Source organism: Kosmotoga arenicorallina S304 (assembly GCF_001636545.1).
In the GTDB taxonomy this organism is placed as follows: Bacteria; Thermotogota; Thermotogae; order Petrotogales; family Kosmotogaceae; genus Kosmotoga_B; species Kosmotoga_B arenicorallina.
On the sequence record NZ_JFHK01000002.1, the window covers coordinates 192,100 to 218,489 of the forward strand.

Annotated in this window: 26 protein-coding genes and 1 riboswitch; of the genes, 9 read left to right on the top strand and 17 right to left on the bottom strand. The window is 42.5% G+C overall.

What is annotated here, in order from left to right; all coding sequences use genetic code 11:
* The first annotated feature begins 52 nt into the window (after window positions 1–52).
* The 3 genes from AT15_RS01200 to lnt are packed head-to-tail and all read left to right on the top strand — an operon-like array spanning window position 53 to window position 3,335.
* Window positions 53–1,009, top strand: a complete 957-nt coding sequence (locus AT15_RS01200) for an adenine nucleotide alpha hydrolase family protein (protein ID WP_235598468.1) — start codon at window positions 53–55, stop codon at window positions 1,007–1,009.
* Window positions 1,006–1,839: an HAD family hydrolase gene (locus tag AT15_RS01205; protein ID WP_068345522.1), complete on the top strand. Its 834-nt coding sequence runs from the start codon at window positions 1,006–1,008 to the stop codon at window positions 1,837–1,839. The genes AT15_RS01200 and AT15_RS01205 overlap by 4 nt, the downstream gene beginning before the upstream one ends.
* Window positions 1,839–3,335, top strand: coding sequence for an apolipoprotein N-acyltransferase (gene lnt / locus AT15_RS01210; RefSeq protein ID WP_068345524.1), 1,497 nt, complete (start codon window positions 1,839–1,841; stop codon window positions 3,333–3,335). The genes AT15_RS01205 and lnt overlap by 1 nt, the downstream gene beginning before the upstream one ends.
* 46 nt (window positions 3,336–3,381) lie before the next feature.
* Here the strand turns inward: lnt and AT15_RS01215 are convergent, their stop codons facing one another.
* The 7 genes from AT15_RS01215 to AT15_RS01245 form a co-directional block, all read right to left on the bottom strand.
* Window positions 3,382–4,164, bottom strand: coding sequence for an inositol monophosphatase family protein (locus AT15_RS01215; protein ID WP_068345526.1), 783 nt, complete (start codon window positions 4,162–4,164; stop codon window positions 3,382–3,384).
* A complete protein-coding gene (pheT, locus tag AT15_RS01220) occupies window positions 4,154–6,514 on the bottom strand; it encodes a phenylalanine--tRNA ligase subunit beta (protein WP_068345528.1) in 2,361 nt (786 codons plus the stop codon). The genes AT15_RS01215 and pheT overlap by 11 nt, the downstream gene beginning before the upstream one ends.
* Entirely contained in the window at window positions 6,511–7,542 is a 1,032-nt protein-coding gene (gene pheS / locus AT15_RS01225) for a phenylalanine--tRNA ligase subunit alpha (protein ID WP_068345530.1), read from the bottom strand. The genes pheT and pheS overlap by 4 nt, the downstream gene beginning before the upstream one ends.
* Window positions 7,543–7,559: 17 nt before the next feature.
* On the bottom strand, window positions 7,560–7,979 hold the full coding sequence (locus tag AT15_RS01230) for a Fur family transcriptional regulator (RefSeq protein ID WP_068345531.1): 420 nt from the start codon (window positions 7,977–7,979) through the stop codon (window positions 7,560–7,562).
* 93 nt (window positions 7,980–8,072) lie between these two features.
* A complete protein-coding gene (locus AT15_RS01235; RefSeq protein ID WP_068345533.1) occupies window positions 8,073–8,936 on the bottom strand; it encodes a hypothetical protein in 864 nt (287 codons plus the stop codon).
* Window positions 8,937–8,954: 18 nt separating this feature from the next.
* Window positions 8,955–9,476, bottom strand: coding sequence for a hypothetical protein (locus tag AT15_RS01240; RefSeq protein ID WP_068345535.1), 522 nt, complete (start codon window positions 9,474–9,476; stop codon window positions 8,955–8,957).
* A complete protein-coding gene (locus AT15_RS01245) occupies window positions 9,469–10,029 on the bottom strand; it encodes an RNA polymerase sigma factor (protein WP_068345537.1) in 561 nt (186 codons plus the stop codon). Before AT15_RS01245 ends, AT15_RS01240 begins: the two co-directional genes overlap by 8 nt.
* 127 nt (window positions 10,030–10,156) lie before the next feature.
* On the opposite strand from AT15_RS01245, the gene AT15_RS10475 reads away from it, so the two are divergent.
* Genes AT15_RS10475 through nth form a run of 3 tightly spaced genes read left to right on the top strand, consistent with a single transcriptional unit; the run spans window position 10,157 to window position 12,179 of the window.
* Window positions 10,157–10,801, top strand: a complete 645-nt coding sequence (locus AT15_RS10475) for a zinc-binding metallopeptidase family protein (RefSeq protein ID WP_268766414.1) — start codon at window positions 10,157–10,159, stop codon at window positions 10,799–10,801.
* Window positions 10,798–11,547, top strand: coding sequence for a zinc-binding metallopeptidase family protein (locus AT15_RS10480; RefSeq protein WP_268766415.1), 750 nt, complete (start codon window positions 10,798–10,800; stop codon window positions 11,545–11,547). The genes AT15_RS10475 and AT15_RS10480 overlap by 4 nt, the downstream gene beginning before the upstream one ends.
* Window positions 11,544–12,179, top strand: a complete 636-nt coding sequence (nth, locus tag AT15_RS01255) for an endonuclease III (RefSeq protein WP_068345539.1) — start codon at window positions 11,544–11,546, stop codon at window positions 12,177–12,179. The genes AT15_RS10480 and nth overlap by 4 nt, the downstream gene beginning before the upstream one ends.
* Here nth and AT15_RS01260 read toward each other — a convergent pair.
* The gene (locus AT15_RS01260; RefSeq protein ID WP_161484640.1) at window positions 12,150–13,730 is read right to left on the bottom strand and encodes an ABC transporter permease; all 1,581 of its coding nucleotides are present in this window, start codon (window positions 13,728–13,730) and stop codon (window positions 12,150–12,152) included. The two genes, nth and AT15_RS01260, sit on opposite strands and share 30 nt — an antisense overlap.
* Window positions 13,730–14,698: a thiamine ABC transporter substrate-binding protein gene (locus tag AT15_RS01265; RefSeq protein ID WP_068345541.1), complete on the bottom strand. Its 969-nt coding sequence runs from the start codon at window positions 14,696–14,698 to the stop codon at window positions 13,730–13,732. The genes AT15_RS01260 and AT15_RS01265 overlap by 1 nt, the downstream gene beginning before the upstream one ends.
* Window positions 14,699–14,731: 33 nt before the next feature.
* A riboswitch (TPP riboswitch) is annotated at window positions 14,732–14,833 on the bottom strand.
* A 105-nt stretch (window positions 14,834–14,938) separates the two neighbouring features.
* Between AT15_RS01265 and mfd the strand changes: the two genes are divergently transcribed.
* From mfd to AT15_RS01280, 3 genes are read left to right on the top strand one after another with little or no spacing between them, the layout of a single operon-like run.
* Window positions 14,939–17,992, top strand: coding sequence for a transcription-repair coupling factor (gene mfd / locus AT15_RS01270; RefSeq protein WP_068345746.1), 3,054 nt, complete (start codon window positions 14,939–14,941; stop codon window positions 17,990–17,992).
* Window positions 17,982–19,304: a tRNA uridine-5-carboxymethylaminomethyl(34) synthesis GTPase MnmE gene (gene mnmE / locus AT15_RS01275; protein WP_068345545.1), complete on the top strand. Its 1,323-nt coding sequence runs from the start codon at window positions 17,982–17,984 to the stop codon at window positions 19,302–19,304. The genes mfd and mnmE overlap by 11 nt, the downstream gene beginning before the upstream one ends.
* Window positions 19,305–19,317: 13 nt before the next feature.
* Complete coding sequence (locus AT15_RS01280) at window positions 19,318–20,016, top strand: hypothetical protein (protein ID WP_068345546.1); 699 nt, start codon at window positions 19,318–19,320, stop codon at window positions 20,014–20,016.
* 52 nt (window positions 20,017–20,068) lie between these two features.
* Here the strand turns inward: AT15_RS01280 and AT15_RS01285 are convergent, their stop codons facing one another.
* Genes AT15_RS01285 through buk (AT15_RS01320) form a run of 8 tightly spaced genes read right to left on the bottom strand, consistent with a single transcriptional unit; the run spans window position 20,069 to window position 26,384 of the window.
* Complete coding sequence (locus tag AT15_RS01285; RefSeq protein WP_068345548.1) at window positions 20,069–20,611, bottom strand: 2-oxoacid:acceptor oxidoreductase family protein; 543 nt, start codon at window positions 20,609–20,611, stop codon at window positions 20,069–20,071.
* Window positions 20,608–21,363 carry a thiamine pyrophosphate-dependent enzyme gene (locus AT15_RS01290; protein ID WP_068345550.1) on the bottom strand — a complete coding sequence of 252 codons (756 nt, stop codon included), beginning with the start codon at window positions 21,361–21,363 and terminating at the stop codon, window positions 20,608–20,610. The genes AT15_RS01285 and AT15_RS01290 overlap by 4 nt, the downstream gene beginning before the upstream one ends.
* 1 nt (window position 21,364) lies before the next feature.
* On the bottom strand, window positions 21,365–22,432 hold the full coding sequence (locus AT15_RS01295; RefSeq protein ID WP_068345552.1) for a 3-methyl-2-oxobutanoate dehydrogenase subunit VorB: 1,068 nt from the start codon (window positions 22,430–22,432) through the stop codon (window positions 21,365–21,367).
* A gap of 13 nt (window positions 22,433–22,445) precedes the next feature.
* Window positions 22,446–22,676, bottom strand: a complete 231-nt coding sequence (locus tag AT15_RS01300; protein ID WP_068345554.1) for a 4Fe-4S dicluster domain-containing protein — start codon at window positions 22,674–22,676, stop codon at window positions 22,446–22,448.
* 2 nt (window positions 22,677–22,678) lie between these two features.
* Window positions 22,679–23,341: a cobalamin biosynthesis protein CobQ gene (locus AT15_RS01305; RefSeq protein WP_068345556.1), complete on the bottom strand. Its 663-nt coding sequence runs from the start codon at window positions 23,339–23,341 to the stop codon at window positions 22,679–22,681.
* 9 nt (window positions 23,342–23,350) lie between these two features.
* Window positions 23,351–24,418 (bottom strand): butyrate kinase, encoded by a 1,068-nt coding sequence (gene buk, locus AT15_RS01310; RefSeq protein ID WP_068345558.1) that lies wholly within the window; start codon window positions 24,416–24,418, stop codon window positions 23,351–23,353.
* Window positions 24,415–25,320: a bifunctional enoyl-CoA hydratase/phosphate acetyltransferase gene (locus AT15_RS01315; protein ID WP_068345559.1), complete on the bottom strand. Its 906-nt coding sequence runs from the start codon at window positions 25,318–25,320 to the stop codon at window positions 24,415–24,417. The genes buk (AT15_RS01310) and AT15_RS01315 overlap by 4 nt, the downstream gene beginning before the upstream one ends.
* The gene (gene buk, locus AT15_RS01320; RefSeq protein ID WP_068345561.1) at window positions 25,317–26,384 is read right to left on the bottom strand and encodes a butyrate kinase; all 1,068 of its coding nucleotides are present in this window, start codon (window positions 26,382–26,384) and stop codon (window positions 25,317–25,319) included. Before buk (AT15_RS01320) ends, AT15_RS01315 begins: the two co-directional genes overlap by 4 nt.
* Between the last annotated feature and the right edge of the window lie 6 nt (window positions 26,385–26,390).

Consider the following 26,390-nt stretch of genomic DNA (forward strand, 5'->3'; position numbering starts at 1 on the left):
AGCCACTCCCTTTTCTTTATAATAAATATAAAACAACAACGGAGGAATAGTTTTGACAATTGAGGAACGTATAAATTCCACGATTTCGGAAATTAAAGGTATAAGCAAAAAATTAGTGGTTGCCTTTTCCGGCGGGAAAGACAGCACTCTGGTAGCAACTCTTTCAAGGGAAGCCCTGGGAAAGGAAAACGTTAAATTATTGAATGTATGTTTCGGCCCTTATAGTTATAGCCGTGGTCTTGAAATAGTCATAAACCTCGCTGAAAAGTTAGATCTCGACCTTATGTTCACTGCCGCTTACGAAGATCAAGAAGAAATATGGAAATATGGACCTTCATGCAATAGGTGCACTAAACTCGCTAAGTTCAACGCGGTGTTGAAATCGACCACTTCCATTATTGCCACAGGCGCAAACCTATCCGATACCTGGGGACAAACCGGAATTGCTTTGAAAGAACGATTGTATGCTCCGATCAGAGATTGGTCAAAAAATGAGATTAACGAAGCCCTGAAATATTTTTCCGTTGAAGTACCGCGCATTGGCGAAGCACCAATCAGAGAAGGCTGCAAATTGAAGCACTTATTAAAGATGATGGCTAACCCTTCTTATCACGGACAGGCAGTGGCAATATCAAATGAAATCCTTCTTGATCATCTAAGTGATTTTCCTCATGAGATGGCAAATGTGAAGATAATTGGTCCATTATCGCGAAATATCGCACTGGTAAACGTATTACCGATGCCTTCTGATTCTAAAAGAGATTCGATCGCAAAAGCTCTGAAAAAAACTGGTATCATTGACACTGTGCACTGGGTCGATAAGCCTATAAAAGTGATTATTTCCGCAAATCCCGGTATTTTCAACAATGAATCTTCGAAGAAGTGGATACTGAAGGGTAGACTACAACCTGAATTTGCGGCTCCTATAAGCGCTGAGTGGATCGAATCAAGAAACAGAAGGCTTGCGACTTTTCAGATAATAGATTACACTCCGGAGGTGGATCGATGATCAAGCTTATAATAATAGACCTTGATGGAACTCTGCTTGATGAAAACAAAGAAATAAGCAATTTTAACTGGAAGAGCCTTAAAAAGGCTATGGAATGCGGGGTAGCAGTAACAATTTCTACGGGCAGGAGCTATATCTCCGCAAAAGACTATATTGAGCATCTTGGCCTTGAAGTCCCGGTTTCTTTCCAGAACGGTGCTCTTATCCTAAAACAGCAGTTGAGACAAATGAACGTGCTTCGTGAAGTGCTTTTGCCTGCTGATCACGCAATAGAAATTGTGAACAGAGCCAGAGAAGAAGGCGTACCCTATATAATTTTTCGGGATTTCTTCGAATCCCCCGATATGTATATGGAATTTGTGCCGGATTCGCCATATAGAAGTTACTATGAAAACAACAAATTCAGGATAAAAACCGTTAAAGACCCTCTGCAGTATATCAAGAGTGAAGGCATTCCAGAAATCGCTCTAGAGGGACCCGAAGATAAGATAATAAAGGTTGTTGAAAGCCTCGGCATAAATGGTAATGTTTCAATAATAAAAAACAACAAGCTGGGAGAACACGCTTTTTACGAATTTTTTGGACCGGATGTTAGAAAAGCAAGCAGTTTGAACTTTTTGATGAAGTACTTCAACGTCGATTCCGAAGAAGTCGCGTATATTGGTGATAACTTCAACGACATAGATGTCATGGAGAAAGTAGGGCTGCCGATAGCAATGGCAAATGCCCCGGAAGAAGTTAAAAGATACGCTAAATACATAACAGAGAGGGACAATCATTCTCATGGCGTTGCAGAAGCCGTCACGAAAATACTGGAAGGAGAGATTTGATGGTTTCGGTGCTGCTTTCAGCGTTGGCAACGGCTTTTTCCATGCCCGGCATGTTATGGGGAGGCGTGATATGGATCGCACTAATCCCCTTTTTGCTGGATCTGGAAAAGGGAGGTCTCTGGAAGGGGACTTTTAAGGCCTTTTTGTACGCTTATACTTATCTTATGATCTGCCACTTTTGGGTGCTACCGGTGCTTTCCATAAACGTCCCGGAAGTGCTGAGCTCTTTTCCGTCTTTTGTAGGTGTGCTCAGCTTCTTTCTGATGGGTATTTTGATGTCATTTCCCTTTCTGGGGTTCGGATTTCTCTATAAACTCTATGCCCATAAGTTTTCTGAATCTATGCTTCTGAGTGCATTGTTTACAGCCTCTTTGTTTACTCTTTTTGACTGGTTGAGGTCTCTTGGGCAACTTGGATTTACAGGCGGAAGTCTTGCCGACGCTTTTGTAAATCAGAAAGGCTTGCTACAACTATCTTCTTTTGGCGGACCATATCTCCTTGTTTTTCTTGTTGTCTTTGTCAACGCGATGCTGGTATACGCGATAAAACGCAAGCGGAAGCAGAAAATCACTTTTATTCTCGCGACACTGTCGGTGATTTTTGCACTTAACATGCTAGTAGAAAATTTTCTGCCAGTACCTATAGAGAATCCTATGTACGACAAAAAAATCGTTGCTATTCAGACGAATATTCCTCAATCTTTGAAGTACAATGAATCGCCAATGGAAGTATACAGCATAATTGAAAAAGCGCTCAAAGAAATTCCTGAAGGTGATTTTGCTGTTCTTCCAGAGGCCAGTTTTCTTTATGATATCCGAAATAGTTTCATAGGCGATAAACTGCAAGAAATATCAAAGGAGCGAAATTTAACAATGCTCATAGGCTTTCCGGCATATGAAAACGGTCAAAGGTACAATCAGCTGCGCTTGCTTGGTTCGGATGGTTTTTCAAATGAATTTTACGCGAAGATGAAGCCGACCCCTTTTGCTGAATTCCTGCCCTATCCAAAGTTATTTGGCATGTTCAAATTCATGAGATTTCTGGACTTCTTCTCCCCCGGGGAAGTGCCAATAGTTTTTGAAGTTGGTAATCAGCGGATTGGGTCTCAGATTTGCTTTGATTCCTATTATCCAGAGGTTACCCGGGACCTTGTCAATGCCGGCAGCTATGTCATTCTCATATCCACTAACGACGGTTGGTTCAATTTTCAAACAGGACTTGTGCAACATCTTTCGAAGGCAATCCTCAGGGCAGTCGAAAACAGGCGTTACGTTATTCAAGTATCCAATACCGGCATATCTGCAGTTGTTGACCCCTTCGGTAGGATTATCAAAAGATTGCCCACTTCATCGGAATGGCAAGCTGAATACATCATAGGTGATTTTCATTATCTCCCAAGGGCTGACAGAAGCTTTTACACAGAATACGGGGATTGGTTTGTTTACGTGCTCATAGCCATTGTCTTTTTCATGATTTTAGCTGGAGTGTTCCTGTAAGAGATGGGGATTTTCTGGGGACAAAGGTCAGCGATGAATGACAATCCTATATATTGAGAATATTTTTCTTAAAGCTCGAAAGAAGTTTTCCGTTCCCATTGGAAGCAAGAATGTTTGGCGCAAAAAGGCTAAAGGGTTCATCAAGACAGCTTCCCACGTAGCCACCGGCTTCTTCAACGATGAGTTTTCCTGCTGATACATCCCATGGTTGAAGAGATTCTTCCCAGAAAATATCGCTTCTTCCGCATGCTACATAACAGAGGTCCAAACATGCGCTTCCCGCAATTCTTAAAGCCCTGCATTTTGCGATTGCTTGTTTGATCCTCAGCGTTACTCGTTCAAAGGCTGTATTTGAAGAATATTGCAACCCTGTATGAACCGAAGACTTTTCAAGTTCAGAAACGTCGCTAACATGAATTTTGTTTCCGTTTAAAAAGGCTCCCTTGCTTTTTATTGCTGTAAACATTTCATCCCTCGATGGATCATAAACAACACCAAGAATGATTTCTTTTCTTGAATACAGCGCTACTTGAGTGGCGAAATGTGGGTTTTTCCTTGAAAAATTTGTTGTGCCATCAACAGGGTCCACTATCCAGAAGTCTTCTCCCGATGTTTTCCCCGTTTCCTCTCCAAAATAACCTGTACCCGGAAGCAAGAGGATCAGAAAATCTCTGAGTACCTTTTCAATTGCGATATCCACATCTGTTACAATATCCCTGAAGCCTGTTTTTTCCTTTATATTAATAATCTGGCGGGTATCAGCTAATCCCCGCCAGATTTCTCTAAGCTTTTCCGAGATTTCTTTGACTAAAATTCTCTCACTGCTCACGCAGGTTCACTCCGATATTTTTTAACGCGCTTATGATCTCTTCGATTGCACTGGATATTTCTTCGTCTGTTAGCGTGTTCTCAAAGGATTCAAAGGTTAGGGTTACAGTGATGCTTCTATAACCATCTGGAATTGCTTTCCCTTTGTAAATATCCATTATCTTAACGGAAGCAAGGTTTTCCCCGCCATGTTTTTTGATGGATTCCTCAATTTCAGAGAATTCAGAACGGTATGGAATCAGTAAAGATAAGTCTCTAAAAACCCTCGGGAATGGAGATATAGCCATCTCTTCGATAACAGTTCTTTTTAATTCAATGAGCCTATCGATGTTTAATTCAGCAACAAAAAGATCCTGGCCTTTAATTTCAAAAACCCTGTCAGCAATCCCGGAATCGAAAATGCCAAAATACCCGATCTTTTCGCCTTTTACAATCACATCAGCAGCAGCCCGCTTTTCTAACCAGCTTTCCGATGCAGGCTTAAAACTGTATTCAACACCATAAAGTTGAAGTATGCTTTCGATAGTTCCTTTGAAAGTGTAAGGACTAATAGTCCTCTTATCTGTGTAATCATCAGCATTTTCCCGGCCCATTGCCAGTAAAGCAACTGACAGGTGCTCATTCACAGTCTCTGTATTTTCAAAGACATTTCCTGCTTCAAAGATTTTCAGGTCCCTGTTTTGCCTGCGGAAATTATAAGAGGCCGTTTCCAGCAATCCGAAAGCAATATTAGGCCTCATCGCTGAAAGATCCAGTGATAAGGGGTTCTTCAACATTGGCGGGTCAAAATCCCCTGAAATTTTCTTTAGCTTTTCGGGGTTTATGAAACTGTAATTTATTACTTCATTGTATCCGGAGGCAGTAAGAATTCTTTTCAGGCGCCTTATTTCCTTTATTTCGACAGGAATATTTTCCTGCCCGGGCAAGATACGAGGTAAAATTGAAGGAACCTTTTCATATCCATAAATACGCCCTATTTCCTCCACAAGATCTACCTCCTGGGATATGTCATATCGGTAAGGCGGTACCTTTACATCCCAGCCATCACCGGATTCTTCGAGATCAAAGCCCAGATATTTCAAGATATTTTCTATTTCTTCAATGGGAACCACAGTGCCAAGCACCTTGTCGACAAACCACTTCCTGAGATGGATTTCTATATTCTTTGGAGGTGTGCCAACATCTGAAATTTTGCTGGAAACCGATGCACCGGAAAGCTCCGAGATCATTGATGCCAGTCTTTTGATTACGTATACTGAATCAGAAGCATCAACACCCCTTTCAAATCTATAAGAACTGTCAGTACTTATTCCAAGCCTTCTTGCCGTTTTCCTTATCGTAATTGGATCAAAGACCGCCACTTCCAGCAGCACTCTTGTCGTATCTGATGAAATGCCTGATTTCAATCCACCCATTATTCCGGCCAGCGCAAGAGGCTCTTCTCCGTTTGTTATAAGAAGGTCGCTTTCAATCAGCGAAACTTCCTTGCCGTCAAGAAGGGTCAATTTTTCACCGTTTCTCGCTTTACGCACGATTATCCGGTTGCCACCGATAAGGTCCGCATCGAAAGCATGCACCGGATGGCCAGTTTCCAGCATCACATAGTTTGTTATGTCGACAACATTGTTTATGGGGCGTAACCCGGCTGCAACAAGACGCCTTTTCAGCCAGAGTGGAGAGTCCTTTACAGTTACATCATTCATCAATAATGCCGTATATCTCTTACACCCTTCATCCAGGATAATTTCAATCTCTTCTTTTGGGTTTTCTTCTATATCAGCTCGCGGAAGTTCAAAATCCTTGCGGTAAATGGCTCTTAACTCCCTGCTGATTCCAAACATGGAAAGGCAATCTCCGCGGTTTGCGGTCAGTTCCACCTCGATTACAGCTGAATTCAATTTCAACGCTTCTCGTATGTCCTTTCCTGTCTCCACCGGTTCGCTGAACCTGAAAACTGTTTCGGATTTTTCTTCAAGCTTCAATTCTTCAAGAGAAATGAACATGCCTTCGGAGTTTATTCCTCTGAACTTCCTGTCCTTTATCTCCAGATTCCACAGCTTTCCCCCGGAAAGTATTACAGCGACATATTCCCCTGTTCTTACGCTTTTATCAGCAGTTACAATCTGGTATGTCTTTTCGCCAACATTTACTTTTGTTACTACCAGATTGTCGGCGTTAGGGTGGTCTTCAACCGCTTCTATTCGCCCTGTAAATGCGCCTTCTATATAGTTCCATGGATACTCAACGCTTTCAACTTCTGTTCCGCTTAAAGACAAAGCGTTAGCAAGTTCAGGGGCGCTTTTATCTGAGAGATCTATATAGTCATTCAACCACTCGACGGAAATTCTCATATGTTCACCCCCATGAACTTTTTAAGGAATCTCTTGTCATTTCTCAATAGATCACGAATATCAGCAATGTCGTGCTTTAGCATTACGATTCTTTCCACTCCCATTCCAAGAGCAAATCCTGACCATTCCTCAGGGTCATATCCCACATTTTTGAACACATTCGGATGGACTATCCCCGAGCCGAGTATCTCAAGCCATCCTGTACCGCCACAGCTTCTGCACCCCTCTCCGCCACAGATGCTGCAGGAAACATCGACTTCAAAGCTCGGTTCAGTGAAAGGGAAAAAACTCGGTCTTAACCTAATTTTCCTGTCCCTTCCAAATACGCGCTTCACGAAGGTTTCAAGGATTCCCTTTAAGTGAGCTACCGATACATGCTTGTCGACATAAAGCACTTCGAACTGATGAAACATCGGCAGGTGAGTCGTGTCCGGGGTGTCTTTCCTATAACATTTGCCGGGGGCGAATATAGCAAGGGGCGGCGTTCGCTTTTCCATTACCCTTATTTGTATCGGGGAAGTATGGGTTCTTAGAAGGCGGTTTGAATTGAAGTAGAATGTGTCATGCATATCCCTCGCCGGGTGCCACTCTGGTGTATTTAGGGCTTCAAAATTATAGTACACGTCTTCAACTTCCGGGCCGGTGGCTATCTCAAAACCCATACTCAGCCAGAACTCCTGCACTTCCTCCATCACCTGGGAAACAATATGATATGCCCCAATATCTCTAATAGCACCGGGAAGTGTTATGTCAAAGCGATTTCTTTGTTCTTTTTCTTCCCGGAGGCGTTTCTCTATTTCAGCTCGCTTTTCAGCTATCTTTGCTTCAATCTGATTCTTCAGTGCATTAACCCTTTGTCCAAAAACCCTTTTTTCTTCCTGGGGAATGGAAGAAAGTTTTTTAAAAAGCCCTGTGATAATCCCCTGCTTACCCAGATATTTCGCTTTTATATTTTGCAAAGCAGAAAGTTCCGACGCACCATCGATTTCTTCCAGCGCGCTCTGTAAATCGATCAATTGGTCTGCCATTAAACCTGCACCTCCAGTTATAGTTCCTTTTTGCAATCAGAGCATATTCCAGTAACAACCACTTCAATGCTTTTCACTTCATATCCAGCGAATTTTTCTTCAAAGCAAGAAAAATCAATGGTATCGTCCTTCAAATCCAGAAAACGCCCGCACTTTTCGCAAATGAAATGAACGTGATAGGAAGTGTCGGGGTCATAATGCTTTATGCCATCAATCCCGAGAATGCCTTTTATGATTCCTTCTTTCTCCAATATTTCCAGAATATTGTAAATGCTCGCAAAAGAGATTGAAGGGTTGTATCTTCTCGCTTGCATAAAGATCTCTTCAGCTGAGGGGTGCTCTGTGTTGTTTTCCAGCACTTTCAAGATGGTAATCCTTTGAGGGGTTATTCTGTATCCCTTGCTTTTTAGTAACTCAATAGATTCCTTTACATACATGATTATTTACCTCCCGATTTTTTTCGATTATACACCAAGATTATTAAAAGCAATTAAAAAACCGCCCCGAGGGCGGCGTTGTGAAATGCTGAATTACTTGAGCTTGAGCAAGGAGTCGAGAATATCCATCAAATCAAGGGCCTGCGAACCAATTAGTATCGCGAGAACATTCCCAAGCTTTCTTGTCGCATACGATACAGGCGAATTTGCACACATATCCTGAATTGTGTCTAAGAGTTCCGTGTTGTCAGCGTCCGCAAGGAGATAAAGCGCTATCTTCCCAAAGGCTGCTGAATAGAAATACAACGTATAAGTACTGCCTAAACCATTATATGAAAAGTCCATAGCAACCCACTGAAAATGCTGTTTGAGGTATTCTCTGGAAAGTTTGAGCGGAGCCCTGATTTTTTTCACTCCGAAGATGTACTGGGAAAGTTCTTCAGAACTTTTATCGGAGAGAACCGCATAATTTTGATAATTTATTTCCATCGAATAGAACGGATAGCTCTTTCTCAATTTCACCAGCCTCAAATGCTCATCAAAAGTTGCCTCAAAAGTTGTCAAATCCTTTTTTATAATGAATTTGTAACCGATAGGCAGGTCGAGAGAAAGAAGCAGATCATATTTCTTCGATGAAACCAGATCTATAAACTGGTCTTCAAGGTCTGTCAAATCTATCGCCGGTTCAAAGGCAATATCGTTGATTATCACGTATTCACCCAACGAGCCTCGTAACCAGACATAATTTTTGAAAGGTGAGTTTATCTTTATTAATTTATAAGAGCCAATTTTGGTTACTCTCTCTACTCTGAAAGAGGAACTTATACCTGTTTCCCTGACCACTCTGGTGACTTCGTAAGAAGAAGAAATGAGGTTGTTTACAACATCATCCAGTGAAATGGCGTAAATTAGCACAGACAATCCTGTGATCAAAAGGGCTAAAAGTTTTTGCTTCACTCGCTCCACACTCCTGAATTAAAAGCTGGTGCTCAAAACAACCGGATTACTCTCTTTCTCATTTGTGATAAAGTTAATAGTTGTTTCAAGGTGTTTTTTTAATTCTTCGCTGCTGGCCTCATTTGCCATGGAAGATTCTATGGAGGACATTTCATTTGTTGACGAGATGGCAGAACTGAGTTCTCCACCGGACAAAAGACTGCTTCTCGCAGAATCGAATTTGCCATTATTCAGCAGGAAGACGGGCTTTGGAGTTATCAAAATAGAATTTTCCATGAAAAAGCTCAGACCCAATATCAAAATGACAGCAGAAGTCACTGTTGCAAGTGCAATGCGATAAGGCAGCAGTTTTTTTTGGCGTATTTTTGAGAGCGTTTTTAACTTGGTGGATTCGCTGGGGCGATAGCTGGTCCTCTCTTTCAACATTTTCACGAATTTTGCGTACTTTCTCAGCTCAACCTTTTCTCTTTCGGTCAGCTTACGCCTTCCAGCTTCATTATCAATGAGCGCATCAAAGTTGTCTTTCTCATTTTCAAACATCGTACTCGACCTCCTCGAGTAGCTCCCTCAACCTCTTTCTCGCATAGTGAAGCCTGCTTTTCACTGTTCCAACGGGTTTTTCAAGTATTTCAGCGATTTCGTCATAGGTCATTCCCTCTATATCCCTCAGTTTAATCAGTAGCCTATCTTCTTCAGAAAGTTTCGCGATTATATCCATCAGCTCTTCAAAACTGAGTTCGTCCATTACCTCTTTGAAAACATCGGTGGTTGCTGGTGGTTCACTAATGTATTGGTCTTCTCCTTCTTGAAAATCAACCAGCAAATGATTTTGCCTTTTTCTTTTAGCTATTATGTCTTTACATATGTTCACAGCAATTCTGTAAAGCCAGGTCGAAAGCTTTGAATTACCCTTGAATTTCTTTATATTCTTGAACACCTTTATGAAAGTCTCCTGTATGACGTCATCTATATCATCTACCCCGAGATACGACTTAACAACGCTTCCAAGACGCCGGGCATATCTGTCATACAACACTTCATAAGCCCAAAGCTGTTTCTTCTTCAATCCTTCGACCAGCTTTTTTTCGTCCACAAAACCACCCTAACGTTATTTTGACATGCAAATGATTTCATTAGTTCAACGCAATTATACAACAGCAGGGCACCATTTTCTGATAAAATTGTTTCGGAAGCATTTAAGCTAATTGGAGGGAAAAGGTATGGAAAACCTGAGTTTTAAAACATCTTCTCCTTGGGAAAAGGGAGATATCGGCTCTATTGATTCTTATTCGAAGGGTTATATGGATTATATTTCCCGATCGCTTACCGAACGTTTGGCGGTGGAAAAAGCCGTTGAACTCCTTGAAAAAGGGGGATTCAGATCGCTTGAAGATTATGAAGCATCTAATAAGAAGATCAAAGCCGGCGATGGCATTTATCTCGTAAAAGCCAATAAGGCTTTGCTTGCTTTTAGAATGGCTGGTGATTTTAAAGAGGGAATGAATATGATTGCAGCCCATGTCGATTCGCCACGACTTGATTTAAAACCCAAACCGATTGAAGAGAAGTACGGTCTCGCATTTCTTAAAACCCATTATTACGGCGGAATAAAGAAATATCAATGGATGAATATTCCCCTCGCCCTTGTCGGAACTGTCGTTCTTGAATCAGGCGATAAATTGAATATAAACATTGGCAACGAAAAGGGAGACCCGGTTTTTGTGATAAGCGACTTGCTTCCTCATCTGGACAACCGGAAAGGTGACTTCAGAGAAGTTTTCAAAGGAAAAGACCTGAACGCTCTGGCCGCTTCGATTCCCTTCAAAGCTGAAGATAAAAAAATCCTGTTAAATACACATTTTTGAAATTGCTATATGAGAAGTACGGTATAAAAGAAGAGGACCTCTTCAGTGCTGATCTCCAGCTTGTCCCTGCAATTCAACCCAGGGAAATAGGGATAGACCGCTCCATGATTGGCGCTTATGGCCATGATGATCGAATATGTGCTTATACAGCTGTTACTGCCCTGATTGATGCGAAAAACCTGAAAAGATCTGCCTGTGTATTATTGCTTGACAGGGAAGAAATCGGCAGTGATGGCAATACAGGTGCAAAAAGCTATTTCTGGATGAACGGCATTATGCGCATAGCGCGATTGCTTTCTCTCGAAGAACCCTGGGAAAGTACTCTTTTGGCTGTGGAGCGCTCGAATATGCTATCGGGAGACGTTGCAGCCGCAATAAATCCTACGTTTCAAGATGCACATGATACAGAAAACGCGCCACAGTTGGGATACGGTATAGTCCTTACAAAATATACCGGGCGTGGTGGAAAAGCTGGAACAAGTGACGCTTCAGCCGAATTCGTTGCAAAAGTCAGAAAAGTCCTTAACAGAGCTTCAGTGAACTGGCAAACAGGAATCCTTGGTGAAGTAGACCGTGGTGGTGGTGGGACTGTGGCAAAATTCTTTGCAGAAAAGGGCATGGATGTCCTCGATGCAGGACCAGCGCTTTTAGGAATGCATTCGCCTTTTGAAATCGCCTCAAAGGCCGATATTTACGAAACATACAGGGCTTATAAGGCATTTTTGGAGATGCTAAATAACGCATGAAAATAGATTGCAAACCAAATGAAGTGGCTCGAAGAATAATTCAAGCCTTCCCGAGAGAGTACAATGAAAGAGACCCTTTTCGGGTTCTGGTAAATACAATACTCAGCCAGAGAACCCGTGACGAGAACACCGATGAAGCTTCAAGGCGGCTTTTTTCAAAATATAAAGGTCCAGCCTCCATTGCAAATGCGAGAGCAGAGGATCTTTATGAACTCGTTCGCCCGGCTGGTATGTACAGGCAAAAGGCTGAGCGCATTGTCTCAGTCGCCAGAGAGCTGTTAAAACGTTATCAAGGAAAAGTTCCTTCGGAAATTCACAAGCTCCTTGAACTTCCGGGCGTCGGAAGGAAGACCGCAAATATAGTTCTGAATGTCTCATTCGGGATCCCAGCTCTTGCCGTAGACACCCATGTTCACAGAATCAGCAACAGACTTGGCTGGGTAAAAACAAAAATGCCAGAAGATACCGAGCGGGAATTGACGAACCTTTTGGAAGAGGAACTTTGGGGGCCTATAAACGGTTCTATGGTCGAGTTCGGAAGAAAACTCTGCAAACCCAGAAAGCCTCTGTGTGATAACTGCCCTGTGAAACAGTGCTGTGATTCATATCTTGCTTCTAAAAACTCTTATTGAAAGACGATTGATGATGAAAATTGTAACAAGCACAATTATCACCAGAAGCGAGCTTAGCAACCTCGCTTCTGGAACGTGCTTACTCGAAAGCATACGATAGATAGCGACTGTTATGGTGGGCGCTCTATCGCTACCCAGTATAAGCGAACCGCTGAACTCACCCATGGAAATGGCGAACGTGATTGCAAAACCTGTTGCAATAGCAGGTTTTAAAAGGGGAATAGCTATGTATCGTAGTATTTGACAGAATCTTGCACCATCTATTCTGGCAGCTTCGATTATTGCTGAATCAAAAGATGCCATTTCGGCGTGAAAGAGGTTTATAACTACAGGAAAGGAAACCACCGTATAAAGGAGAACCATACTCATTTGTGGGGGAAGATTCCTGTATGCGATGATGTATCCCAGAGCCAGAATGGCTGGTGTTATGGAAATGCTGATAAGAGAAGTCAGCCTTACCGAGATGTTTTCAAATTTCGAGTTGCGAGCGCTCCAGCTAATGATAAAGGAAATTGCAGTAGCCAAAAATGCGGCAATCAGAGACAATCTCAGTGAGCGAAAGATGGTATTCAGAATCGAAGTGCCCAGGATTTCAACCCGACCAGCGCTGAATAGGTTGACAATCTTATCGAAGAAAAAACGCGATCTTCTGAAATCATAGAAAGAGCCAAACACACCACTAAAAACCGGTAGCCATTCAAAGAGTAGATAAAGCAAAGCTACAGATGAGAATAATCCTCCTTTGTAGATAATTCTATTTCCTATTGGCAAAGAGATCCTGGATTCAAAGAAAGTCCCGAAAAAACCAAATGCAAATATGAAGAGAAATTGAATAAGGGCAAGCCCCATTGCCACTTCTGGCCTGGCCAGCAATTTAAGGTACATATAGATGGCGACTTCCAGGGTTGCGTATTGCGAGCCGCCTAATATTAGCACAACCGCAAAGGACGTGAAGCAATAGGAAAAGGTAAGGATCAACGAACTCAATACCGCAGGCACTATCAAAGGCATTTCCAGAGACCAAAAAAGTTTGATTTTTGAAGCCCCATCGACTTTTCCGGCTTCTATGATTTCAGCAGGAAGGTTTTTAAGAGCATTTCCCACAATTCTTACTGTAATGGGCGAATTGTAAAAGGTATGCCCGAGCAAAATCGCGCTAAAACTGTACAGAAATTGTTTCCGCCCAATGCCTACTAAACTTAGAAAATTGTTTAAAATCCCGTATCTGCCTAACAGAACCAAAAAGCCTACAACCATTGAAATTCCTGGTAAAAAGAATGGGATATAGGTGGTGTAATATAAAAGGGAACTCAGGCTATTGTTATGCCTTGAATAGTAATACGCGGCAGGCAAACCTGCCGCGAATGCCAAAAAAGTACTCAGGACAGCCTGAATCAATGTGAATTTCAAAATGCTCAAGACCGAGGGAGTCTTTAAGACATCAAGAAATTTCTCTATATCTCCAATGCCAAATGTTATCGTCAAAGGCAGAACGATAAAAAGGAACAGAAACAAAAAAGCTACCCAAAGAGCCAGAAAAGAATGGCGCATCAATATATTGCTCTTTCCCATAAATTGATTATCTTTTCCACATCCACACTTTTAACAGTGACAACTTCCTTTGGTATTAGTGCGTATTCAAAGGATTCTGGCATTTGGGTCTCAACTACCGGAAACATCCATTGATTTAGGGGAATGTGCGCCTGAGCTTCCGGAGAAATGAGGAACTCGATGAACTCCTTTGCCAATTCCTTTTTTTCACTCCACTTAACAATGCCCGCACCCTCAATCTGCACATACCCTATATTTCCCGGAATCAACGTACCATAAGACACCTCACCGTAATACTCATAGGAATATGCACCATCAGTGGCATAGCTAACCATCATAGGCGCTTCTCCCGCTTCAAATTTCTCAAAGGCATCGTCCCATCCGAGAGTAATAGTCAACACGGATTTCTTGAATTTCTGCCAGAAATCGAGGAATTCGTCACCATACAGCGCATATGTCCACATCAGGAACGCCAGACCTGTGCTTGAAGTCCTCGGATCTTCTATAATGATGCTCTTTTCAAATTCCTTCTTGGTTAGATCATCCATAGAAGAGAGGGATAACTCCCCAAGTTCATTCCTGTCATAAATGAGGGCTATGGCTCCATAATCATATGGAGTAAGTCTCCACAAAGGATCAAAAATAAGGTTTAAATCCCGTATCAATCGAGCATTGTCTGGAAGGTAACTTATGAATAAGTCTTCCTCGAAAGCCCTTTCTGCAAGAAGGTTGTCAATTCCGATCACAATATCCACATCGGTTTTTCCCTTTTCTGAAATCAATTTTGCTAAAAGCGCTCCTGCGTCTCCAAAGGTTTTAACCAGGACGTTCACTCCTGTTTTCTCCTCGAAAAGCGGAAAAGCTTCCCTCGCAAAGGGTAAAAGGCTGTCATAAGTATAAACAACCAGTTCTTCTCCTAACAGAAAAACCGAAATAGCCAAAAACAACAGAACTAAAAGCCTTTTCATATTAAACACCTCCAAAAAAAAACCGTCCTAGGGACGGCGCAACCACAGCCTTCCTTCGCCGGTATTATCCGGATCAGGTTCAAAGGGTCTGCGCCGCACGCACTCTCAGCCGATAAGGCTCCCCCGGCAGCTATATTATATCACCTGTTCTTAAGGTTGACCGGCTACATTTTTAGAGAAATGAGATTCTTTTTTCTAAAAAGAATGATAAAATTCGAAGGTATAGGCGAGGAGAAAATCATGTCAAAAAAACTGATATACACAAAAGATCCCCTTAATTGGTTAGGACTTAACATAAGGGAATTTAAAAGAACAACAGTTATAATCTTCCCCACTGAAAAAATGCTCAATCGTTTGCTGGAAAAGCTTCCAGAAGAAATTTCTATTGACCCCTTTCCATCTCACGATGTTTTTCCCTTTGAGGAGATTAACACTTCCTTTGGCGTAAGAAGTGCCAGATTAAAACTTTTAAGAAAGCTCATAAAGAAGCAAGTTTCCATCATAGCCACGACTATGCATTCTTTTCTCAGAAAAACAATACCTCCGGACATCTTAAAAGGCAAACTCCTTTACCTTGCACCGGGTAGTGAATTCAAACTGAGTGCATCTTTACTGCAAGCTTTTGGTTATGAGAGGGTCTTCACCGTAACGGAGCCTGCCCAATTTTCTATCAAAGGGGGAATAATAGATATCTTTGTTCCCGGTGATGATTTTCCTGTCAGAATAGAAGTTTTTGATAGCGTGATTGAGTCCATACGGAACTTCGACCCAATATCACAACGCAGCATCTCGCGCCTTGAAAACTTTGAATTTATACCGGGCACAGAAGCTATGGGGTTAGACGAATATCTTGAACTTGCACAGACCAGGATAACTTACGCGGAAACCCAGACAGCCGCAAAGGCCAGCTTCAAGCTTGATGGGAATTGCAACCTTGATACAGTATCGGGCCTGTTTTATAAATCTCAAAGCATTCTTGCGGATTATTTGCCTGAAGAAGTATCTTATATATTCATAGAGCCCGACAAAGGCGTCGATGAGTTTTCACGGCTTGAAAGAGAAGTATTGGAAATACTCGATGATAGGCCGGTAGAGAAGTTTCTATACAGGAGATTTTCGGGAATAAAACCTGAATACTTCTTCAAATTGAGCGATTACATTATTCTTGACAGCCATGAGCCTATTTTTTTAGATTGGGACTCCTCTGTGGAAGAAGAAAGTGGTAGGGTTTTACCGGAGAGGAAAAAGAAAAAGCGTGAATTCATCCCGGTTACTCCTCTTATAGACTGGACCGAACTGGAGATAGGAGACTTTGTGGTCCATAAAGATTACGGAATAGGACGCTATCTGGGGGTAAAAACCATTTCGTCATCTCTGGGGACACGAGAGTATTTGACTCTCGAGTATAGAGAGGGAACGAAGCTTTACGTGCCCATTGAGCGAGTTGATAGGGTTCATAAATACATTGGGCAGGAAGAAGGAGTTCAACTCAATTCGCTCAAAGGCCAGCGGTGGTCAAAACAAAAAAGATCAGTTGAAAAGGAAGTAAGAAAGAGAATCAAAGAGCTTGCTGCTTTATACGCTGCAAGAGAAAACACGTTGGGAATTACCTTAAAGGGAGACTCTGAACTTGAAGAGAAGCTCAAGGATAGCTTTCCTCATGTTGAAACGGAAGACCAGCTTAGAGCCATTGAGGAAGTCTTGAATGATCTGGCTCAAATTAAGCCAATGGATCGACTTGTAAGCGGCGATGCCGGTTTTGGAAAGACAGAAGTCGCCATTCGTGCTGCCTTCAGAGCAGTTGTTTCGGGAAAACAGGTCGCTGTCCTTGTTCCTACAACTGTGCTTGCCAGACAGCATTTCGAGAGCTTCAGCTCCAGGTTATCGCCCTTGGGTGTTTCCGTTAAACTGCTTGACCGCTACACAACGGGGAAAGAGCGAGAGAATCTTCTCATGTTACTGAAAAAAGGGTTGATAGATGTTGTCATTGGCACCCACAGCCTTCTTTCTGACTCCGTTCGTTTTTACGACCTTGGTCTGGTGATAATAGACGAAGAACAGCTTTTCGGGGTTATGCAAAAAGAGCACTTTAAAAAATTGAGGTTAAAGGTCAACGTTCTTTCCATGAGCGCAACTCCAATTCCCAGAACGCTTTATATGGCTTTGTCAGGATTGAGGGAGCTATCTGTTATTGCAACGCCTCCTGCCGGCAGGATAGGTGCAGAAACTTATGTTGGACCGAGGAATGATAAATTGATAAGGACAGCTGTTTTAAGAGAAATCAATCGAGGTGGCCAGGTGATCTATGTTCACAATAGAGTTCGTGAACTGGCTGATCTTCACGAAATCTTGAAAAGATTGCTCCCAGAAGTCTCTATAGGCATGGCTCATGGGCAAATGGGCAAGAAGCAATTTGAAAAAGTAATAGGTGACTTCTACGATGGAAATCTCGATATGCTCCTTTGCACAACAATAATAGAAAGTGGAGTGGATATCCCCAGAGCAAATACCCTGATTGTGGATGACTCACAGAGATATGGCCTTGCACAGCTTTATCAGCTTCGTGGGCGTGTAGGCAGGAGCGACAGGAGGGCATTCGCGTACTTTTTATATGATGTTAAGAATCTTTCCCCACAATCCAGAGAAAGGCTAAAAGCATTGAAAGAGTTCTCCGGGCCGGGAAGCGGATTACGGCTTGCCATGAGAGACATGGAGATAAGGGGTATCGGTGCCTTGTTGGGAAGCGAACAGTCAGGAAACATTTCTTCCGTAGGTCTCTACCTTTATCACGAAATGCTGGAAAAAGCGGCAAAAGAGATCCTCGGCAAATCCTTCGAAAAACAGGAAGTGAAGGATACCATTGACACGGAAATAAAAGGGATATATTATGATATGATAATTCCCGAGTCGTATGTGGAAGATTCCATAGAACGTTTGAAAATATACCGCAGAATTGCCACTGCGAGAAGAGTTTCAGAGCTGAAAGAGCTTTACTCTGAACTAATAGACAGGTTTGGAGCCGCTCCAAAAGAAGTGCAGTCGCTCTTTAAAGTTGCCAGAATAAGGCTTATCGCTCATAGAATGGGTATAAGGCTCGTTCAATATGACAATGACTCTGAATATCTAAGGTTGGAGTTTGCCGATACGAGAGGTTTCGAAAATCTAAATTCTAGCAACTTCAAGATTATATTCAATGAAAGGGAGTCCTCTGCTTTTGTGTATGGAGTCAGATCAAGGCTCGTTATGGAAACGCTAAACAAGCTGCTTTCAGGAGATGGGAAAGATGATTTTTGATCCGATTTGTGCTGTTGCCACGCCAAAAGGCTTTTCAGCCCTTGCTGTGATAAGATGTTCCGGTGCAGGGGTATGGGAAAAAGTTACGCCTTTTCTAAAACTGGACAGGATAAAGCCCTGGCGGCTTAATCTTACCAATTTCACTGTTGACGGTGAGCTCATCGATGAACTCACAGCAGTGTTTTACAAAGCCCCTATGTCTTATACGGGCGAAGACATGGTCGAATTGATCACACACGGAAGCCCCATAGTTCTAAAACTCATCATGGAATCCTTGTTCAAAGCGGGTTTTAGAGAGGCATTGCCCGGAGAATTCACGAAACGAGCCGTAATGAACGGAAAAATGGATTTGCTGAAAGCAGAATCAATTGAAGTGCTTGTGGAGGCAAAGACCAGAAAAGCCCATGAAGCTGCGGCATTCATCTATCAAGGGAAACTGGGGAATACAATTGATGACATCAGGCAGCTCTTAATTAGGGCGATGGCAGAAATCGAAGTGGAACTGAATTATCCAGGTGAAGTTGAAGCTTCAACAGAAATGGTTCACAACCTGCTTCTGGAAGCGAAGAAACGCCTTGATGAGCTGGTCGCGCACGGCGAAAATGGAATTTCGCTTACAGAGGGAATAAGAACGGTGATAGCTGGTAGGCCGAACGTCGGCAAATCTACGCTTTTGAATGCGCTGCTCAGAAAGGATAGGGCAATTGTCACAGATATTCCCGGTACAACTCGAGATACCATTGAGGAAGCTCTCAGCATCGATGGCACATATTTTAAAATAATAGATACAGCTGGAATCCGAAAATCCGACAATCTTGTTGAGAAACTGGGGATAGACAGGAGCATACGAGAAATCGAGCAGGCTGATCTGGTTGTTTTCATGGTTGATCTAACCGATCCGGGACAGGATCTTGAGCTATTCGAATCGATTAAACCCAAACTCAAACGCTATGTGCTTCTGGGCAACAAGCTCGATCTGGCGAAGAAGTGCCCTGAATCTGTTGAACTGTGCATTAGTGCAAACTCAAGCGAATTTCTCAGAAGCGTTGAAGAGAAGATGCTTGAAAAAGTCGCTGACATGCTGAATCCTTATGAAGGTGAGTTGTTCATTACCGAAAGACAGAAAGCCCTTAGCTATAAGGCTCTTGAATTTCTCAACGAAACAGTGAATTCCCTTACGGGTGGAATTACCATGGACATAGTGTCCTCATTTCTTCATCAGACAGTAAAAATTCTTGATGAGCTCACTGGAAAGCACCTTCAGGAAGATTTGCTTGACACCATATTCAAGAATTTCTGCGTGGGAAAATGAAAGTGGTGATTATATGTTTGCCTTTATTTCGCTATTTTTGATTGCTCTATCGAGAATATCGTTGAACCCGCTTCCGTATTTCTTTGTCACCGAGGGATTAATGATATTGCTTGTAATCACGAGAAAGCGCTTTGAATACTGGGTTCTGATTCTTATTACAGTTTTTCCATTGTCCTTCGAGGCTGTGGCTTTATTTATGAACGCAGGAAAGTTAGGACATATTTTTGGAACGATTACCTCGACAATTACCGCTTTCCTTGGTCTTATGGATGAAATGCCCAGAGAAAAGCTCATAAGAAAGATAAAGTTGAAAGGCAGAAAAAACAGGCAAAAAGTCAAAACGCTCATGTTCACCTATGGAAGGATTGCTAAATTGGAGAAAATCCAGATGAGCACAACTCACGCGCTTGTAAGCGGTGATAAACTGTATTTCAGCTTGAGGATGCCCTTTGAAGGCGAGACGCTCATGTCAATACCTTTGAAAGAACTCAAAGAGGTAGCCGTACAACAGGTCATTTCGGAAGTCACTCCTTACCTACCGAGAACGAGAGACCTGTTCATTCCAATAAAAAACATCAGAAGCATTGGAAAGCCAAAGCACATGGATTATTTCCTTGTATTGAGAACCGCTGACAACATCTGGACTTTCTATGAAGAACCTGAAACGTTGCTAAATTTCCAAAAAGAAATAGAAACAGCGATGGAGAAATAAAAAAGGGAGAGCTCGCTCTCCCTTTTTGAATTAGAGTTTTTTAATGCGCCCTTTATTTCCTGGCCAGTTTTATGCCCGATTCGATTGCTTTAAGGTTTAGCTCAATGAGTGCAGCTTTTTTTCCTGTCAGTTTTTTTCTGAGAGCTTTTTCGACACTTTCTACTGTTACCGCACCTGTTTTCTCTATATATGCTCCAAGCATGACCATGTTGGAAATCTTTGTGCTTCCGATTTCTTCAGCAACTTTATTGGCATCGATCTTCACAAGGTCTATATCCTGTCTTTTGGGTTCTCTGTCGACAACAGATGTGTTCAGTATTAACAGCCCATTTTCTTTGAGAGAGGGTTCAAATTTCAACAACGAGGGAATATTCATTATTATTAGTTCACCTGGGGTATCGGTAACCGGTGATCCGATAGGCTCATCGTTAATCACCACAGTGCAATTGGCTGTACCACCGCGCATTTCCGGGCCGTAGGAAGGAAGCCAGGTGCTGTGTTTATTGTCGTACATAGCAGCAGTGGCAAGTATCTGACCAAGAAGCATAATACCCTGTCCGCCGAACCCAGCAGCTATTAAGATATTTTCGCTCATTTAAGCTCACCTACCTTGTCAACAAAGACACCTAGCGGATATTCTTTTTTCATGTTTTCATTTAGCCAGTTAATTGACTCAACCGGGCTGAGACCCCAATTAGTAGGGCAGGTAGAAAGAACTTCAACCAGTGAAAAGCCCAATCCTTTAAGCTGAGCAGTAAAAGCCTTCTTAATAGCCTGCTTCGCCTTCCTGACCTCAGCAGGCGAACTAACCGCTACCCTTTCAAGATAGGCGACTCCTGAAAGCTCTTTCAAAACTTCGCTAACGTGTATAGGGTAACCTTCTCTCTCTATCTCCCTGCCATAAGGAGAAGTCGTTGTCTTCATGCCCAAAAGGGTGGTGGGAGCCATCTGCCCGCCTGTCATGCCGTATATGGCATTGTTGATAAAAATCGTTGTGATTTTCTCACCCCTGTTGGCGGCGTGTATTATTTCAGCTGTACCTATTGCGGCCAAATCGCCATCCCCCTGATATGTGAAAACAACTCTATCGGGCATTGCGCGTTTCATCCCGGTGGCTACTGCTGGAGCTCTTCCATGAGCGGCAACCGTCCCATCAACATCAAAGAAAGTATAAGCAAATACAGAGCATCCAACAGGTGCTACCATCAATGTTTTGCCCTGTATACCGAATTCGTCAATAACCTCAGCTATCAATCTGTGAACAATTCCGTGATGGCATCCCGGGCAGTATGTGAATTCTTTTTTGGAAAGAGATTGGGGTTTTTTAAATATCGCCTTCGCCGCCATCTCACTCACTCCTCTCAATAATCTTTTTTAACTCCCGCAGCACTTCTTCAGGAGTGGGGACGACACCGCCAGTTCGCCCATAGAAATTAACATCTATCTTACCATTCACTGCCAGTTTTACATCTTCAATCATCTGACCCATAGACATCTCAACAGTGAGCAGTACCTTTTTGCCTTTTGCAAAAGATTCCAGCTCCCTGTACGGGAAAGGCCACAATGTTATTGGCCTGAAAAGGCCGACTTTCAAGCCTTCTTTTCTTGCCAATTTTACAACAGTACCCAAAATTCGCGCCATCGTACCGTATCCGACAAGTAAATACTCGGCATCTTCTATCATTTCTGTGTCATATCTAACTTCTTTTGCTTCTATCTCACGATATTTTTTTTGATATCCCAGATTCATTTTCTCCAGATTCACCGGATCAATATCAAAAGATGTTATCTTATGCGGTTCTCTGCCTTCACAACCCTGCATTGCCCAGGAACTGTGGTCTGGAAGGGTTTTTAAATCTCTGAATTCAGGAAACTCTACAGGCTCCATCATTTGTCCAAGCATACCGTCAGCGAGAACAAGCACAGGATTTCTGTATTTATCAGCAAGGTCAAAGGCAAGCTGGACCAGATCAACAGCTTCCTGAACAGATTTTGGAGCAAGAACGATTAAACGGTAATCGCCATGACCTCCGCCTTTTGTTCCCTGAAAGTAATCACTTTGCGCAGGTTGAATGTCACCCAGTCCTGGACCACCACGCACAACATTGATAAACACGCTGGGTAATTCTGCGCCTGCTATATAAGAAATTCCCTCCTGCATAAGACTGAACCCGGGGCTGGAAGTTGAAGTCATGACTCTTGTTCCGGTGCTCGCTGCACCATATATCATATTTACAGCGGCAACTTCACTTTCGGATTGCAGAAAAGTTCCTTCAACTTCCGGAAGCCTTCTTGCCATATATTCTGTGAGTTCTGATTGCGGCGTAATGGGGTATCCGAAATAGAGTCTACAACCGGCTCTTATGGCAGCTTCACCCATAGCCTCGTTTCCTTTAACCATTACTTTTTCAGCCATACTTCTTCCCCCTTCATCCTTTTACTTCGACATTCTCACGGTAGACAGTTATTGCAGTATCTGGACACATCATATAGCAGAAACCGCAACCAATACAGTTTTCTTTGTCTACCTGAGTTGCGGGATGGTAACCTTTGCTGTTAAAATGGTCAGCAAAGTCCAGCACTTTTTTTGGGCAGACACTTATGCACAGTCCACAACCCTTACAACGTTCTTCGTCAATTTCAACGAAATTTTTCGGCATATTCAACCCTCCCAAGGTGTTTTGAGAAATTTTTTTATTCTAAAAACCGAAAATTTTTCAGAATTGAAATGCAAACCATTCATAACCACTGTTGCTAAAACAGGTATATTGGTTTGCCTGGATACTTCGCTTACAAAGGCCTCGCCATATTGAATGTTTTCCAGTGTGGTCTCGTTGCCGAGATTTGAGTTGTTAATAAGGTAATCAATTTTTCTTCTGGATACTCTGGATAACCTGTGTATATGATCAATCGTTTTCTCAACGGTGTCTGTAAAAGGCCTGTAAGGATTGAGCACAAAATATGTCCGTACATCCTTTCCTTTTAAAGCGACTTTTAATGAACTAAGCACAATTGCACCATCGTCATTGCCACCGACATCGATGATGAGAGAATATTTCTCGTTGGAAATATAACCATAAACAGCTGCTGTTATTATTGGTAGATCTGCATGCATCAATGAGCTATGTGGCGCAATGAGTTTTATTCCCATGCGCTCCAGCTCTTTGAAATAATCTCTCGATCTGAAATAGGGGCTGATAACATCTATATCAGCAAGGGCAACGTGTTCGTATTTTTCCTTCAACTCCAGAGCCACATTTAATGAAATCTCAGTTTTTCCGCTCCCAAACATACCCATAAAAATAGATATTCTACTGTCAAACATCTTTTCACCTCAATAAGTCTTAGCTACTTCTTCCCCTTTTAACACCCTGCTTGCTGCAAGAGCCAGGGCAAGCTCTTCATCACCACCGGGGACAACTTCAACCGGGGCAATAAAGGATACCTTTTCGCTTATCCAGGGCACTAAAAAACTGTTATCATATGCCAAACCACCGGTTAGAATAATCAAATCCACTTCGCCCTTGAGAGCTGCCGCCATTTTGCCTATCCATTTAATTATCTGATAACACATACCCCGATAGTATAATTCCAGTTCTTTGTTTCCTTCCCTTAGTTTTTGCTGTATCATAGTGCAATCGTTAGTGCCCGTATAAGCTACTAAGCCCCCTTTGCCTTTTATCAGCTTTTTGATTTCGCTCTTAGTGTACTTTCCACTGAAACAGAGCTTTATGAGTTGAGTCAAAGGAAGGGTTCCGGATCTCTCGGGTGTATAGGGACCATCACCATTAAGTGCATTGTTCACATCAACAACCCTGCCTTTTTCATGGGCACCTATTGAAATGCCTCCACCCATATGCGCAACGACAAAATTCATTTCCTCGTACTTTTTACCGTATTTTTGGGCAACAGAGCGGGCAACAGCTTTTTGATTCAGCGCGTGGAAAATCGATTTCCGTTTAAAATCTGGATGTCCGGTAAATTTAGCCACTTCTTTCATCTCATCGACTACAACAGGGTCTGCTATAAAAGCAGGGATTCCACTTGCGGTCCCGGCAAGTTCTTTTGCCAGTATCGCTCCAAGGTTAGAAGCATGTTCGCCGTATCTTGCCTCTTTGAGATCCTCAACCATTTTTTCATTTACATGATATGTCCCGCCTTGCAGTGGCTTTAAAAGCCCTCCTCTGCCAACAATGGCATCAAATTCTTTCAGAGAGTATCCCTTTTCATTGAGAAACTCGAGAATCAACTCTTTTCTGAAGTCCTTCTGCGAATAAAGGTTGTGATATCCCGAGAGTTCCTCCGCAGAATGCCTTATAGTTTTCGTTTCCACAATTCTTTCATCTTCAAAAATAGCGAGTTTTGTCGAAGTTGAACCGGGGTTGATTACGAGTATCCTCACTTTGAGCCCCCCTTTGAGATAATTACGTTCAGGGCGATAGACAGCAGTTTGGTTTTATCTGAATCAGCCCTTGAAGTTAATATAATAGGAACTTTCCCACCCATTATGGTGCTTGCCACAAGCGCTTTGCCGAGAAAAACCATGGCTTTGTAGAAAATATTTCCCGCTTCTATATCAGGCATCACAAGGATATCTGCTTTGCCTGCTACCGGGCTTTCAATTCCCTTATGTTCTGCCGCTTCAATTGATACGGCATTGTCAAGAGCTAACGGGCCATCTATTATGACATCTGGAATTTGATGGCGCTGCGCCATTTTTGAAAGGACAGCAGCTTCCATTGTCACCGGCATCTTTTCGTTAACCACTTCTATGGCACCTAACACAGCTACTTTGGGAGTTTTTATCCCCAATGCAATTGCTACTTTAGTGGCATTTACAATGGAATCTGCTTTTTGCCGGAGATCGGGAGCTATTACCATGCCCGCATCAGTAACAACAAGCAATCTATCAAAGTCGGGAATTTCAAAGACACTCACAAGGTTCATCGTTCGGCCTGTTCTGAGACCGTATTCTTCTTTAAGATAGACACTCAACAAATCTCCCGTTTTTACTTTCCCCTTCATGAGCAAATCAGCTCGACCGGTTGCAATAGCCTCGACTGCTGCCGCAACAGCTTCAGCGGAGCTATTGGCAGGTATTATTTCATATCCTCTGGTCAAACCAATTTCAGAACACATTCTTTCTATACTTGAAGCATTGCCGAAAAGCTGAAATTCCGCAAGCTCATTATCAATGGCTGCCTTAACCGCTTTTAAGACCACCTTGTCTTCGGCAACAGCAACAGAGACCTTCTTTTTGCTCCCCTGTGCCAGATTTAGAAGGGAAGAAAGCTTTCTTATCATAATATCCCCTCCAGAGAAAGGTGCTTTGCTTCTTCTTCACCATTAAGAACTCTTTCAGCTCCCTGAGCCAAAGATAGTAATTCATTGTCCCCGGGCTTTACCACCACAAGGCCAAAATTAGAGATGTAAGACTTTATTCTCTCGACAAAGTCAGAATTATAAGCCATTCCTCCTGTAAGAATTATTGCATCGATATCTCCGCCGGCGATAGCACAAAGACCCCCTATTTCCTTTGCGATTTGATATATCATCGCATCCAGCACTTGCTTTGCATAATTGTCATACTTTGATTTATCAAGTACTTCACGTAAATTATCTGTTCCCAGATAAGAGATAAGGCCACCTTTGCTGGAATAACGTTTTATCAATTCTTTCTCTGTGAATTCTCCGCTAAAAGCTTTTTCAACCACATCACCCACAGGGAGGTCGCCTGTTCTGTTTGGTCCAAAAGGGCCTTCATCCTTGCTATTGTTCACATCTATCATCTTCCCTTTTGCTTGCAAACCAACTGAGATACCACCGCCAAGGTGAGCTATGACAAAGGTAAGATCTTTTATGTCGGATCCCATTTCTTTAGCTACTTCTCTTGCTACAGCTTTCATGTTCAACGCATGAAAAAGACTAAGGCGTTTGAGCTGTGGTATTCCGCTTAATCTGGCTTCAGGGCAAAGTTCATCCACAGAAACAGGATCGGTTATAAATACAGGAATTTTCTCTTTTGAAAGCGCCATACCTATTGGAGCGGCATAATTTGAAGGATGGTCAAACATTGACTTTTGAAGCAGATATTGAACCATATCTTCATCCACTTGATAGGTGCCACTTTCAAGGGGAGGTAATATTCCCCCTCTACATGCTATGGCGTCGAAATCCTCTGTCCTGTAACCATTTTTTTCCAGAAATTGATTGATGGTCTTAGATCTGGATTCTACCTTTTGCAGAATACTCATGTTTTCTTCTTCTTCGGGAGAGTGCTTTACGTATTCTTTTCTTATCAGCGTATTATTTTCATATATCCCGAGCTTGGTTGATGTTGACCCGGGATTTATGACCAGTATTCTCATCCTTCT